This window comes from Pseudoalteromonas sp. SaAl2 (assembly GCF_052947895.1).
The window spans coordinates 3,043,028-3,057,674 of sequence record NZ_CM129605.1; the positions used below are offsets into that span (position 1 = coordinate 3,043,028).

The following is a 14,647-nucleotide window of genomic DNA, read 5'->3' on the forward strand; positions in this document are numbered from 1 at the left end:
TTTAAATACTAAACGATTAGATCATGGCCGCTTTCACATAGACATCAAAACGGTTCTTCTTTGTTTTTATTTGCATGCTAGGAGTTTTATCATTTAAAAATGGTGCATAATCAGGGCGCTTTACCACAACTCTTTTACTGGCAAGGGGATAGGCAAATTCGAGTAAATCATCAGCATCTGTATCAGCGCCGACTAACTCTTGGAATACACGCATTTCTTTTTTAACTAATGCTGATTTTTCACGATGAGGAAACATAGGATCAAGATAAACAACATCAGGCATACTTTCGCATTGAGCAAGTAATGTATGGCTTGAACCAAACACTAGGCTCATGTTTTCACTCATCCAGGCGCCAATTTCAAGATCATCATATGCACGCTGTAAGCCATCATATAAAAGGGCAGCTACAACTGGGTGACGCTCATGTAAAATAACTTTACAGCCAAGAGAAGCTAATACAAAACCATCTCGACCAAGCCCTGCAGTTGCATCTAACACCACCGGTGTTGCGCCTTTATTTAAACCTACCGCCTTTGCTATGGACTGTCCTTTACCACCACCAAATTTGCGTCTATGTGCCGCAGCCCCAGTAACAAAGTCAACACTAATAGCCCCCAATTTTGGCTCATCAGTTTTACGTAAGCTAAGCCCCTGATCATCATAATGCAAAGAAAAACCGTGTTGTTGTGCAGCCCACTGCTCTAAACCAAATCGCTGCTCTACTTCAGTAAGATAAGAACGCATTTCTTTAAAAGGACACTGTATAACCAAAACTAACTCCGACCAAAAATAGCCTGCAGAGTATATCAAGAGCTGCCCGCTATAGCACTAAAATAGCTCAATATCAGTTTGTGAAGTTACCTCTTGTGTATGCTCTGGATTTGCGATCTTACTTAAGCTTATCACCAGCTCATTTCGTGATTCAATAATGTGATTAAGCTGATACTTTATAAATGCTAGCTCTTCATTTAAAGATGAAAATTCAGATTGTGTTTGTTCTAACTGCTCTAAATGAAAAACCAACTCTTGATTATATTTAAGCTCAGGCTTTTGCTCGATGGTTTTACGGATTTCAGCTAATTGAACCGCCAGTTTGGTTACGGCCAATTCTCTAGCGTCACTATTGTCGTACATTTTTGTTGAAAGTTCAGCAAACGCATTACTGACACTATGTGCTTGAGATAAAGCCCTTTCGTTAACTTCCATATCTTGAACTTTAGCATTCGTGACTTCTAAAATATGCGGAAATAGGTCTTTATAGCGACCATACAATGCAGCATCATCTAGCGGCATATTTTTTTATTAAAATCGACACTTTAGGATAGTTAATTATAGTGCGACTGCTAAAATCAACGAATCGATTAGCGTGACGGTGCTTTTCTAGTAGCTCTTGTTCAAGAGGGCAAACCCCGCCTTCATCACTACAAAATATACCAACCTCCTGATGCCAATAAGCAATGACTACCTCTAAATTAAAAGGCCTGAAAAATTCAAAAAAGTACGTTGATAGGGATTTCACATCATGAGCATGATAACTCTGCCCAACATAACGCATTATTCGCCCCATATCACCCGAATCAGTCATTGCTAATTCCGCGGTTATTTGCGCGCGCTCTACATCACTTTTAAGCTTAATTGAGTGCTGTCGATACTGATATAAAACACGGATCCGCGCCATTAATTCTTCGCCGTTAAATGGCTTAACGATATAATCAGCAGCTCCAGAGTTATAGCCTTTAACTCGCTCCGGTAGCTCACTTTTACCAGATAAAAACATCACCGGCGTTTCTTTTGTTTGCTCAAGTGATTTGAGCTCTGTGCATACCTCGTAACCTGACTTTCCCGGCATTTCAACATCAAGTAAAATAATATCAGGGTTATATTTTATCGCTTTTCTGAGCCCTTCTTCACCATTTTTAGCATGTATGAGTTTACAAAACCCTGCTAGTGACTCTTCTATAATATGGTGAACATATTTATCATCGTCAATTGCCAGTACTAGCTTAGTCATGCTTATTCCCTTTTTATTTATTACTTAAAAAAGCATAGTACGGAGCACTGATTTTGCGAAAAATTATTAGTTTAATAATAAAAAAGCGCCAAAAGGCGCTTTTTACTCAAATTAAATATCAGTATTAAACTTATGCGGCAATACCGCTATGACGCAGTAATGCGTCGACACTTGGCTCACGACCACGGAAGTTTTTAAACAATGCCATTGGCTCCTCGCTGCCACCTTTTTCTAGAATGTGCTGCATAAAGGATCGACCCGTTTCAGGGTTAAAAATCCCTTCTTCTTCAAAACGTGAAAATGCATCTGCCGATAGCACTTCAGCCCATTTATATGAGTAATAGCCTGCACTATAACCGCCGGCAAAAATATGACTAAAGCCATGTTGGAAACGGTTAAATTCTGGCGGTTTAACAACTGATGTGTGGCTACGCACTTCATCTAAACGCGCTTGAATTTGACATTCTTCTCCCGCTTTATAATCATTATGAATTCTAAAGTCGAACAATGAGAACTCAATTTGGCGTAGCATCTGCATGCCTGAATTATAATTTTTAGCTGCTAACAGTTTATCTAGCAACTCTTTAGGCAGTGGTTCGCCGGTTTCATAATGGCCTGAAATAAAGTTAAGTGCTTCTTCTTCATAACACCAGTTTTCTAAGAATTGACTCGGTAGCTCCACAGCATCCCATGCAACACCGTTAATACCCGCAACTGGTGCCGCTTCAACTTGGGTCAACATATGGTGGATACCGTGGCCAAACTCATGAAATAAAGTAGTCACTTCGTTGTGAGTAAACAATGCAGGTTTGTCGCCAACCGCTTTATTAAAGTTACACACTAGATAAGCAACGGGCGTTTGCAGCTGGCCACTGGCACGAATTTTTCGGCCCATACAATCATCCATCCAGGCACCACCACGTTTGTGATCACGTGCGTATAAATCTAAATAAAAGCGTCCTCGTAAGGTGTTGCTGTTATCGTAAATCTCAAAAAAGCGTACATCTTTATGATAGCTGTCAAAATCCTTAACTTCTTTTACGATAATTCCAAATAAACGATTTACTGTTTCAAATAAGCCACTGAGCACTTTATTGGCAGGAAAGTAAGGACGCAGAACTTCATCTGAAATAGCGTACTTTTCTTGCTTTAACTTTTCGCCATAATAGCCATAGTCCCACGCAGCTAACTCATCAATACCGTGTTTTTCTTTAGCATAAGCTTGAAGCTCTGCTAACTCTTGCTCTGCTTGAGGTTTTGATTTAGCTGCTAAGTCTTCTAAGAATGAAAACACTTGTTCTGGTGTTTCAGCCATTTTGGTTGCAAGTGACTTTTCAGCGTAGCTTTCAAAGCCCAGCAATTGAGCAAGTTCATGGCGCAGCGCAAGTTCTTCACTCATAATCGCTGAATTATCAAATTCACCCGCATTTGGGCCTTTGTCTGATGCACGAGTAACAAATGCCGTATAGGTTTCTTCACGCAGCTGGCGGTTATCAGCGTAAGTCATTACCGGTAAATACGACGGAAAATCTAACGTGAATAACCAACCATCTAACTCTTTGCTTTTTGCGGTATCGGCTGCCAGTGCTAATGCTGATTCGGGTAAACCTGCAAGTTCACTTTCATCAGTAATATGTTTTTGCCATGCAAGCGTAGCATCCATCACATTGTTACCAAATTTAGCAGCAAGCTCAGACAAACGTGCGCTGATCTCGCCGTAACGTTTTTGTTGTTCGGGTGCCAATGCAATACCTGAAAGCTCAAAGTCACGTAATGCATTGGTAATTGATTTTTGCTGTGCGGTACTCAAAGTTTTAAATTCATCGCTGTTGTACAGTGCATTATAAGCGTCGTAAAGCCCCTGATGCTGACCAACAAACGTTGAGTACTCTGAAATAAGCGGTAAACATTGTTCATATTCTTTACGTAGTTCATCTGAGTTAACTACAGAGTTCATATGCGAAACAGGAGAAAACATGCGTGAAAGTTTATCGTCGACTTCTTCAAGCGGTAACACTAAGTCTTGCCAAGTAAATGACTTTTTAGCCAAAACCTCATCAATTTTTGCTCGGCATTCATCAATACCTGCTTTAAGTGCTGGCACAACATGCTCGGGCTTAATTTTTGAAAATGGTGGCAAGCCCTCAAGGCCTACTAGTGGGTTATTTTGTAAATCGCTCATGTTCGCTCTCAAATCGTTTCGAAGATGATTTTTAAATTGGGGCGCAGAGCTTGAAATACAAGGGGCTTTTCACGGGTCAACCTTGTGTTATCATCAAACTATTACGTTTTATATAAACTTGAGGACTAAAAATGGCTCAGCATTTTGATTACATTGCAATTGGTGGCGGTAGTGGCGGTATCGGCTCAGCTAACCGTGCAGCAATGCGCGGTGCTAAGGTAGCACTGATTGAAGCACAACACATGGGTGGCACCTGTGTAAACGTAGGTTGCGTACCAAAAAAAGTAATGTGGCACGGCGCACAAATTGCCGAAGCAATTAATGCTTACGCACCAGATTATGGCTTCGATGTAGAACTAAAAAGCTTCAGCTGGGCTAAATTAGTCGAAAGTCGCGAAGCTTATATTGGGCGTATCCACCAAGGTTATGACAAATACTTAGCCAGTAATGGCGTGACTGTGATCAATGGCTTTGCTAAGTTTGTTGATAATAAAACCGTTGAAGTAAACGGCGAGCTATACACGGCTGATCATATCTTAGTTGCTGTAGGTGGCCGCCCAACTATTCCAAATATCCCAGGTGCTGAGCACGGAATTGATTCAAATGGTTTTTTTGAATTAAGCGAACAACCAAAACGTGTGGCCGTAATTGGCGCAGGCTATATTGCCGTTGAAATTGCAGGCGTATTACACAGCTTAGGCACTGAAACACACTTATTTGTTCGTAAAAACAAGCCTCTTCGCTCATTTGACCCATACATCATCGACACACTTGTTGATATTATGGCGAAGGAAGGTCCAACGCTACATACCGAATGTTCACCAAAAGAAGTAGTCAAACAAAGCGATGGCAGCTTAACCATTCACTTTGAAAACGGTTACAGCCAAAACGTTGATCAAGTAATTTGGGCAATTGGCCGTACACCAACAACAGATAAAATTAACCTTGCAGCTGCCGGCGTTGAAGTTAATGAAAGCGGCTATGTAAAAGTTGATGAATATCAAAATACCACAGCTGAAAACGTCTACGCTGTGGGTGATATTATCGAAAATGGCATAGAGCTGACACCGGTTGCCGTTAAAGCGGGCCGTACTTTATCAGAACGTTTGTTTAATAAAGAACTGCCAGATGATTTAAAAATGGATTACAGCTTAGTGCCAACAGTGGTATTTAGCCATCCGCCAATTGGTACGATAGGTTTAACAGAGCAAGAAGCTATTTCGCAATTCGGCAGCGAAAACGTAAAAGTGTATAAATCTAGCTTTGCTGCTATGTACACCGCCGTTACTCAGCACCGCCAAGCATGTAACATGATGCTGGTTTGCGCAGGTGATGATGAAAAAGTTGTTGGCCTACATGGTATCGGTTTTACTGTAGATGAAATGATCCAAGGCTTCGCTGTTGCCATGAAAATGGGTGCAACGAAAGCTGATTTTGATTCAGTGGTAGCTATTCACCCTACAGGCTCGGAAGAGTTTGTTACCATGAGATAGTTCGGGCTTTGGCAGAGTCTAAAAACCTTGTAGTTTCACTACAAGGTTTTTTATTACCCTTTTTTGGCACATCATCTTAGCCTCTTTATTAGTACTCCATCATGGTTAAACCTGCAAAATTTAGCTAATATACTCAAGTGTTTTTTATTAACATTCCACCCATTAGGAATTTATGGATACTGATATACTGCTCCATCCGGTACTTATTTCATTAGCAATGATCACTATTGCGTTTACGCTTAAAGTGTTGGTTGACAGATTTACGCGCCATAAAGCACAGAAAAAAGAAAAAGATATTCGTTACATTTCGCACAATATTAAGCACTCTATAAACTTAGTAACTGTACTGTTACTGCTGTTTGTTTGGTCTACTGAAATTCAAAATTTTGCCCTATCAATAGCTGCATTTGCTGTTGCGATTGTGCTTGCTACACGAGAGTTTATTCAATGTGTGATTGGCTTTTTCTATTTAGTCACCACACGCCCGTTTCGGGTTGGTGACTGGGTGCAGGTTGGAGAATACTACGGAGAGATAGCAGAAACTGACTGGATAAAAACAACAATGCATGAGATCGACATGCACACATACCAGTTTTCACGTAAGACTATTTATATACCTAATAATAAACTAATCACCAAGCCAATAAAAAATTTAAATTTCGTCAAGCGATTTACAACACATCATTTCACTATTGTTCGTAAAGAGAGCTTCAATCCATACCCGATTTACACCGTTTTAAGTGAAAAAGCAAAACAATGCTGTGAGGAATTTCACGATCTTGCTAGTCGTTATAATTCTATTATTGAAAGAAAATTGGACGCAAAAATTTCAGGGCCAGAACCAGAAATTCATTTTAGCACCACAGACTTAGGTGAGTTTAAGGCTAGTTTTACATTATTTTGTCCAACCGAAAGAGCGCTAGAAATAGAACACCAGCTAACTGCATTTTTTATGGAGCTTTGGTACCGCGAAGCATCCACAAGCATTATTTGCGATCACAGATAAACTGATGTATTCAACGGACTGAAGAGCAACAAAAATAAATTTAAACCTCTTTTCAAACAAGGGTGTATAAAAAACACTCAAAACTATTTCGGGTTTATTGTTTACTTTGTGGCAAAAGTCGTTAAAATACGCCGGCTTAAAATATATAAACGTTCTTTTACAACCCAAAGGTAAAACCATGCATCCAATGTTAAACATTGCGGTTCGCGCTGCGCGTAACGCAGGCAAACTTTTACTTCGCGCGAGTGAAGATTTATCAAAAGTTGAAGTGCAACAAAAAGGCACTAACGATTTAGTAACGAATATTGATAAAGAAGCTGAAGCCGTAATTCGTGACACTATTTTACAGTCTTACCCTACTCACTCTATCGTGGGTGAAGAATTAGGTGAGCACAAAGGCAAGGATGCAGATTACCAATGGATTGTAGATCCTATTGATGGCACAACAAACTTCATCAAAGGTCTTCCTCATTTCGCGATTTCTATCGCATTAAAAGTTAAAGGTCGTTTAGACCAATCTGTTATTTATGATCCTATCCGTGGTGAGCTTTTTACTGCTTCACGTGGTCAAGGCGCACAACTTAACAGCAAACGTCTTCGTGTTAGCAAAACAACTGTTCTTGCAGGTACTGTACTTGCTACTGGCTTTCCGTATAAAAACAAACACCACATGGATGCATACACTGAAGCATTCAAAGCATTGTTTGTGCATACTGCTGATATTCGTCGTGCAGGTTGCACAGCGTTAGATATGGCTTATGTTGCGGCTGGTCGTGTTGATGGTTTCTTTGAGATTGGCTTAAAACCTTGGCACAGTGCTGCTGGTGAGTTAATGGTAAAAGAAGCGGGTGGTATGATTGTAGATTTCGCTGGCGGTAATAACTACAACCAAAGCGGTAACCTTATTTGTGGTGCACCAAAGCTAACACAAGCAATTGTACGTGAGATGCGCCCTGTATTAACTGAGTCACTGCTTCGTTAATCAGTACGCCAGGGAAATTACTTCTTATTCCCAGCAGCTGCTTTCAATGCACACCGCGTTGAAAGCAGCCAGTTATAACTACTATAAAAATTTACCTTTCGCAGCTGAACCCATCAGCGATTTAGTCTTTTATTTCAATCCACTTATTGCCATGTGACCTGCATGATTTGTGTGCTTTTGTACTGGCGTTTGCTAAATAATAGTTCATTTTCTGCATTAACCGAAAAAACTATTGGGTGAAAATCAACAAGTGTTTTTTCTACTTCATTAGTGTGTAAATTTAGTCTAGATACCTGTGAAATAGCGTCATTAAAATATAAGTAATCATGATTAACTGTATGGAATAGCGCTGATTGTAACTCTTTTGGAATAGCCCAACGTTTATTATCACGTAAACGTATTAATTCATCATCAGTAACAGCAAACCCCGCACCATCAGGTGCTGATAATAATGCATGGGGTTGAATATCTTCTCGTTTAGTGAGGTCTCTGGTAAGTAAGCTAAACTGCCAAAGGTGATAGTTTTGATCTTGCTGATCAATAAAGTACAAACTTTCACTGCCATCGGCCCAGGCATACGTAGTAATATTAAAGTCAGCTAGCTCAGGTAAAGAATGCATCCGTTTACTAGCAATATCAAAAAAGGCCAATTTTTTATTATAATTAAGCAATACAAATTTACCGTTACTGGCTAAGCGCAATAGTGCAATTTTAGACGTGTCAGCTTGTTCATATTCAAGAGCACTTAGCTGTTGCTCACGGCCATCGAGGTGCATCCAAAGTTGAGCGCTCCCAGATCTATTCGATACAAATATTTTCCCTGTGCCCTGCGCATTGGTAAATTCAATCGCGTTATAATTGTCGCTTTGAGAAGAAAATATAGCTTGCTGCTGCGGCTCATCGCTAAATAAGTTTGATACTTTCAATAATGACAGCTGCTGTGTTTGCCCAGGAGAGAAAAATAAACTATCGGCTGCATATGAAGCCAGATAAAAAGGCGATATCTCAGGCGTGATAGTTATTGTTTCAGTGTTTACTATGTCAGTGCCATTGAGATACACAGTCGTAAGCTGATTTTCTTCACCAATCTGTATAGCACTGTCGTTTGGAAGCCAATCAAAGGCGAAGCTAATTCTCTTTTCCTTCGCTTGAAAAACACGTTTAGTCTCACTACTTGCTAAGTTATAAACATAAACTGAAAAAGGTTGTCCTTGCTGGTTAAGTACATACGCAATTTGTTTCCCATTTGGCGATAAACGCGGCATATTTACACCAAACATAATATCTGAGGTTGGTATTAAAGTAGCTTCTTTATTCTGTTTTAAGTGAAGACGAAAAAGCCCTGCGCCACTTCTTTGTGCTTTATAATCTGCAAAATACAGATACTCTCCCGCTTCATCTAACTGGGCAAACCCTGCATAGCGTAGTTCACACTGTTTAATACTTTTTAATTCGCCAATTATTGGAAAGTCAGTTAAATCCGCTAACACAATTTCGCACCGCTGATTAGGGATATCGATAGCTTGTAACAGTACTCGGTGCTGGTTTAATTGCCATGATAAAATAGAAACCTGAAACCCCGGATAAACTAGTTCTACCTCTCGTTGATCGGAAAAGCGCTTCACAAAAGCGCGAATTGCTCCTTGGGCAGGTTCAATATTTGTATAAGCTAAAAATTGTCGATCAGATGATAGCTCAGGATTAGCTTCCGCACCGATATTCCATGTACTAGGAATAAGGGTGGCAGCTACCTCTTTATTTTTTTCATTGTCATTCTCCACTACCCCTCTTAAAACCGCCCAGCTGATCCCTGTAATTATCAATACTAAAATAACAGCAATAATTAAGCGCTTGGCTACTATATTATTTTTAGATTGTATAAGTTCTACTTGCGGATCTGGTATGCCCTCTTCCTGATGATTTGACTCAATTGAATTTGAGTTCACAGGCGTATCTAGCAGCCGAGTGGGCTCGGCTTTTTTAAGTGGCTCTGCAACCACTGTGAGGCTATAGCCTTTGCGGTAATGAGTTTTAATAAGAGGCGCTTTGTGAACAGGATGAGCTAACTGCTTACGTAACTCTGAAATAGCGCGGTTAATCGCGTTATCATCGACAAAGCTTTGTTTCCAAACCTGCTCAACTAACTCTTGGCGTGGAACTATCTGTTGTGACTTTGCTACAAAATAAAGCAACAGCTTTACCAGTAATGGATCAAGCTCTCGCTCAATATTACCTGCCACTAACACACAGCGGTTTTCAATAAATTGCCAAGGTCCGATTTGATAATTCATAACATTATTTCTTTTTATATTTTATACAACCCTAGCACAGGGACGATTAGTAATGTAGTGAAACCTTATAATGCAATATAAGGTTTTAAATTAACGTATTAATTTTTAATGAAAAATAACTTTTAAAACTTATCAATTAATTGCTCACATCTAGATAAGCGACTTGCACCCAATTAAGTCCTATTCTTATCACCATCAACAACGAACACGCTAGTAACAAACATTTAAGTAAACAAGTTATCTACAATTTAAAAGGGTTTTATCATGAACAAATTAATCAAAAAAGCATTACCAGTTTTATTAGTTGCAGCAACGTTTGCTACATCCTCAGCAATGGCCGCAGGAAACCCAGAGCTTGTAGTGCAACAATTAGGGAATGTTCATATTTCAAAAGCAGTTGTACAAAACGCTCAAAAGAAAGAGCAAACTTTTGAAAGCAGGCTAGATACAAAACTAAATTTAAACTTGGAAAAATCAATGCAAAATCTGCAAAAACAGATTGATCAAAACTTAGCTAACAAACTCAATAAAGCATAATGGCAAAGCTAAATAGCTGCGTGAGTCACTTCAACACGCAGCTAAAACAGATCTTACAGATACAAAAATACCGCTGAGGGAATAATCCAAGCAGCGGTATTTTTTGTCTCAATAACGACTATGGGCGCGGGATAAACCCTAACGCGTCGTAAACCGACTTTAACGTCTTCTCAGCACGAATACTGGCTTTTTCGGCGCCGGTTTTCATGATGTTATCAAGTAAAGTTTGGTCTTCACGAATTTCTTTAAAGCGAGCTTGAATTGGCTCAATCATGCTTACAACCGCATCTGCAGTATCTTTTTTCAAATGACCATACATTTTGTCTTCATATTCTGGCACAAGCTCTTCGATAGAGCGCTTAGTGGCAACAGACATAAGCGTTAATAAATTTGATACACCTGGCTTTTCAGTACGATCAAAATAAATACGTGCTTGCTCATCTGAATCTGTCACGGCTTTTTTCAGCTTTTTCTCAATCTTTTTCGGCTCATCTAGCATCATGATAAATCCATTTGGATTGTCATCTGATTTAGACATTTTCTTCAGCGGATCTTGCAAGCTCATTACGCGCGCGCCAAACTCTGGAATATAAGGTTCTGGAATTGTGAAAACCTCACCATATAAGTTATTAAAACGTGTGGCGATATCTCGAGTAAGCTCTAAATGTTGTTTTTGATCATCCCCAACAGGTACTTGATCTGCCTGATACAGTAAAATATCTGCAGCTTGCAGCACCGGGTAAGCAAACAAGCCCACATTTACATTATTTGCATGCTTAGATGACTTGTCTTTAAACTGAGTCATACGATTAAGTTCACCCATTTGTGCATAACAATTAAGTACCCAACCTAACTGTGCATGCTCTGGCACTTGCGATTGCACAAATAAAGCAGCTTTTTTAGGATCTATACCACATGCAACATATAAAGCGATGCCATCGAGCACTCGCGATCGTAACAATTCAGGGTCTTGTCGTACGGTAATAGCATGCAAATTAGCTAACATAAAGTGACTATCATACTCTTCCTGTAGTTTAACCCACTGGTTAATAGCACCAACATAGTTGCCTATTGTCATACCACCGGTTGGCTGCATGCCACTTAATACTACTGGTTTACTCATGATGTTCCTTTATATTACTAAAATAAAAATACTAAAATTAAAAACGCTCTTACCTTTGGGTAAGTACGGGTATTATATCTAAGAATGTATCACAGAGGTACTGTGGATTGTAATCACTCAACTTTTCACCTTGGTTATAACCATAATTCACAGCAATTACATCTATGTTTGCAGCATGCGCCGCTAAGATGTCACTTTTTGAGTCACCAATCATTATAGCTTGGCTTGCTGGCACATTTAATTGCTTACAAGCAAACAAAAGCGGTTCAGCCGATGGCTTTTTAGCCATATCATCCCCACATACGATCACATCAAAATGCTCTGTTAACGCTAGTTTATCAAGTAGCTTTTCAGTAAAACGACGCGCTTTATTGGTAATGAGTGCTTTTGGGGTGCTACGAAGAGCAGCAAGACCTGTTTCAACATGCTGGTAAAGCACGCTGTACTCACCAACTTGTTGCTCGTAATGACCATAAAAAAGATTGATGGCTCGCTTGGCAAGCTGGTTCATCTAATTGCTCACTGATTTGCATGTCGCCACTTAAACCACGCTTAACTAGGGTTTCAATACCATTTCCGACCCAGGTTTCAACTAAACGCTGACTCACTATAGGAAAAGCCAACTCAGTTAAAGTCAAATTCATTGCAATATATAAATCATATACACTGTCGACTAAGGTGCCATCTAAATCAAAAAAAGCGGCCTCGTACTTCATTAATTTACACCTTCTAATTGTTCACGCATTTGCTCTATGACTTTTTTATAATCTGGTTGATTGAAAATAGCGGAGCCTGCAACAAACATATCAGCACCCGCCTGTGCTGCGGCTGCAATATTCTCAACTTTAATACCACCATCAACTTCCAAACGAATTGCACGGCCTGAATCATCGATAATCTTACGCGCTTGCCGTAGTTTTTCTAACGTGTGAGGTATAAAGCTCTGGCCACCAAAGCCAGGGTTTACTGACATCAATAAAATCACGTCGAGTTTATCTATGACATGCTCTAAATAGCTTAAGCTCGTGGCAGGGTTAAACACTAGCCCCGCTTGGCAACCGTTATCTTTTATTAACTGTAAAGTGCGATCTATATGCTCACTGGCTTCGGGATGAAAAGTAATAATAGACGCCCCTGCATCAGCAAATTGCGGAATTAAACTATCAACCGGTTTTACCATTAAATGTACATCAATAGGCGCTGTTACTCCATAATCACGTAACGCCTTACATACCATAGGGCCTATAGTTAGGTTAGGTACATAATGATTATCCATTACATCAAAATGAACTACATCAGCGCCAGCCGTTAGCACTGCGTCTACATCTTCACCTAGGCGGGCAAAATCAGCAGACAAAATTGATGGTGCTATAAGATATTTTTGCATTGTTTCTAACATTGGCAATCCTTAATGTGTTTCAAAATGCGCATAAGTGCGCTTAATGTAACAAATAACCCTCGCCTGGGAAAATAAATATGATAACGGCTATATTACTGCAAGAAACATGAATTTTATTGCAATTAAAGTACTTATTCTATTCAACTTAGCGCAACGATTGTTTTTTGAGCAACCTAATTTATACATTATTTTTACCTTAACTTTATAATACTATTGATTTTTTGTAATTATTAAGGGTAAATTAAGTTTGTTATTTGAACACTTATTAGGTATGCTTAGTTTAGTAACACCATTATGGACTAAGTAAAATGCATGCTTTTAAAATTGGGATCTTAACTGCGACTGCTATAACTATCGGTACACTAAGCTATTTATCTAAAAGTGATGACACTTTTATCGCTACTAATGACTGTCAATGCAGCGGTGAACATTTAATAAATAACGCCGTACAATGCATGAATACAGAGCACGCATCAAGCTGGATGTCTTGGATCACAGGTGATAGCCGTAGTGCACAATTTCATTACTTAGATTTACTAGAACTATTAACCCATTCTGACGAACCAAAAAAGGCACGTTCTTTAGGGCCGCGGTTTTAATTAAGTGAAACACTTATTCAGTGCCTTGCAAAGCGTTATTGCCGCTTTCTTTGGTGTGCAATCTGAAAATAAGCGCCAATCTGACTTTCAGCAGCACTCCCCACGCTCTATTATTCTTATTGCAATTGGGCTATTTATTTTATTTATTATTGCTATTTACACCGTTGTGGCTTTGGTGCTAAATACATAGCCATTAATTCATTCACCTTATTGCGCGAGCCACCTTTTGGGCTTATGGTGCGCTTTACCTGAATCTCATCTAGTTTTGCTTGGCTGTATATTTTTCGCGTCCAAACCGTATCATGATTGGATATGAGTACAGGTGTACTATTTTCAAATGCAGCTTGCTCAGCTAAGTTTGCTAAATTGGCTTGATCATCTAAGTTGAAGCCCCCCTTTGCGTAAGAGGTAAACGACGCTGTTTTACTCAATGGCACATAAGGAGGATCGCAGTAAATCACTGCATTTTCAGGTACTAATTTAAAAACATCATCGTAACCTAAACAAGTAAATGTTGCTTGCTGAGCTTTTTGTGCAAAGAAATGCATTTCTTTTTCAGGAAAATAAGGACGCTTATACTTACCGAAAGGCACATTAAAAATCCCCTTCAAATTATAACGACATAAGCCATTATAGCCATGACGGTTCATGTATAAGAATAAAATCGCACGTTCATAAATATCGTTACTTTGATTAAACTGTACACGATAATCGTAATACGCGTCTGGGTGATTGTTTAAATCCACAAACAGTTTTTTTGCATCACTAATAAACTCATCAGGAGAATTCTTAAGCTCGTTATACAGATTAATAAGATCTGCATTGATATCGTTTAAAATATAATGCTTAAAATTAGTGTTTAAAAATACCGATCCAGCGCCTACAAACGGTTCAACTAAGGTATCTGCATGCTTGCTCGCTACATTCAAGCGCGCACTAATATCTTCAACTAAGCTGTATTTTCCGCCAGCCCATTTAAGGAAGGCTCTGGTCTTTGTTTGCATCGGCTCTTTACTTCAAACT

At 39.3% G+C, this 14,647-nt stretch carries 12 protein-coding genes and 2 pseudogenes; 6 read left to right on the plus strand and 8 right to left on the minus strand.

Features of this window, described 5'->3' with window-relative positions; genetic code table 11:
• Positions 1–16: 16 nt before the first annotated feature.
• The 3 genes and pseudogenes from ACU8V8_RS14390 to prlC all read right to left on the minus strand — a co-directional run bounded on the left by ACU8V8_RS14390 (position 17) and on the right by prlC (position 4,194).
• A complete protein-coding gene (locus tag ACU8V8_RS14390) occupies positions 17–772 on the minus strand; it encodes a class I SAM-dependent methyltransferase (RefSeq protein ID WP_446887953.1) in 756 nt (251 codons plus the stop codon).
• A gap of 57 nt (positions 773–829) precedes the next feature.
• Positions 830–2,012, minus strand: a pseudogene (locus tag ACU8V8_RS14395) (response regulator).
• 130 nt (positions 2,013–2,142) lie between these two features.
• Positions 2,143–4,194, minus strand: coding sequence for an oligopeptidase A (gene prlC / locus ACU8V8_RS14400; protein ID WP_446887954.1), 2,052 nt, complete (start codon positions 4,192–4,194; stop codon positions 2,143–2,145).
• A 131-nt stretch (positions 4,195–4,325) separates the two neighbouring features.
• On the opposite strand from prlC, the gene gorA reads away from it, so the two are divergent.
• The 3 genes from gorA to suhB all read left to right on the plus strand — a co-directional run bounded on the left by gorA (position 4,326) and on the right by suhB (position 7,675).
• Entirely contained in the window at positions 4,326–5,687 is a 1,362-nt protein-coding gene (gene gorA, locus ACU8V8_RS14405) for a glutathione-disulfide reductase (RefSeq protein WP_446887955.1), read from the plus strand.
• Between the two features lie 172 nt (positions 5,688–5,859).
• Complete coding sequence (locus ACU8V8_RS14410) at positions 5,860–6,693, plus strand: mechanosensitive ion channel family protein (RefSeq protein WP_446887956.1); 834 nt, start codon at positions 5,860–5,862, stop codon at positions 6,691–6,693.
• Between the two features lie 178 nt (positions 6,694–6,871).
• Positions 6,872–7,675, plus strand: coding sequence for an inositol-1-monophosphatase (gene suhB, locus ACU8V8_RS14415; protein WP_290209436.1), 804 nt, complete (start codon positions 6,872–6,874; stop codon positions 7,673–7,675).
• Between the two features lie 143 nt (positions 7,676–7,818).
• On the opposite strand, the gene ACU8V8_RS14420 is transcribed toward suhB, so the two are convergent.
• On the minus strand, positions 7,819–9,966 hold the full coding sequence (locus ACU8V8_RS14420) for a winged helix-turn-helix domain-containing protein (RefSeq protein WP_446887957.1): 2,148 nt from the start codon (positions 9,964–9,966) through the stop codon (positions 7,819–7,821).
• A 264-nt stretch (positions 9,967–10,230) separates the two neighbouring features.
• Between ACU8V8_RS14420 and ACU8V8_RS14425 the strand changes: the two genes are divergently transcribed.
• Positions 10,231–10,503: a hypothetical protein gene (locus ACU8V8_RS14425; protein ID WP_446887958.1), complete on the plus strand. Its 273-nt coding sequence runs from the start codon at positions 10,231–10,233 to the stop codon at positions 10,501–10,503.
• A gap of 118 nt (positions 10,504–10,621) precedes the next feature.
• Here the strand turns inward: ACU8V8_RS14425 and trpS are convergent, their stop codons facing one another.
• The 3 genes and pseudogenes from trpS to rpe all read right to left on the minus strand — a co-directional run bounded on the left by trpS (position 10,622) and on the right by rpe (position 13,025).
• Positions 10,622–11,626, minus strand: coding sequence for a tryptophan--tRNA ligase (gene trpS, locus ACU8V8_RS14430; protein ID WP_446887959.1), 1,005 nt, complete (start codon positions 11,624–11,626; stop codon positions 10,622–10,624).
• Between the two features lie 49 nt (positions 11,627–11,675).
• Positions 11,676–12,342, minus strand: a pseudogene (locus ACU8V8_RS14435) (phosphoglycolate phosphatase).
• Positions 12,342–13,025 (minus strand): ribulose-phosphate 3-epimerase, encoded by a 684-nt coding sequence (gene rpe / locus ACU8V8_RS14440; protein ID WP_087533148.1) that lies wholly within the window; start codon positions 13,023–13,025, stop codon positions 12,342–12,344. The pseudogene ACU8V8_RS14435 and the gene rpe overlap by 1 nt, the downstream one beginning before the upstream one ends.
• 308 nt (positions 13,026–13,333) lie before the next feature.
• Here rpe and ACU8V8_RS14445 point away from each other — a divergent pair, with 308 nt between their 5' ends.
• Together ACU8V8_RS14445 and ACU8V8_RS14450 are read left to right on the plus strand one after the other, a co-directional pair.
• Complete coding sequence (locus ACU8V8_RS14445) at positions 13,334–13,624, plus strand: hypothetical protein (protein ID WP_446887960.1); 291 nt, start codon at positions 13,334–13,336, stop codon at positions 13,622–13,624.
• 55 nt (positions 13,625–13,679) lie between these two features.
• Complete coding sequence (locus ACU8V8_RS14450) at positions 13,680–13,814, plus strand: DUF2970 domain-containing protein (RefSeq protein ID WP_446889651.1); 135 nt, start codon at positions 13,680–13,682, stop codon at positions 13,812–13,814.
• On the opposite strand, the gene ACU8V8_RS14455 is transcribed toward ACU8V8_RS14450, so the two are convergent.
• Positions 13,777–14,628, minus strand: coding sequence for a Dam family site-specific DNA-(adenine-N6)-methyltransferase (locus ACU8V8_RS14455; RefSeq protein ID WP_087533151.1), 852 nt, complete (start codon positions 14,626–14,628; stop codon positions 13,777–13,779). The two genes, ACU8V8_RS14450 and ACU8V8_RS14455, sit on opposite strands and share 38 nt — an antisense overlap.
• Positions 14,629–14,647: the final 19 nt, after the last annotated feature.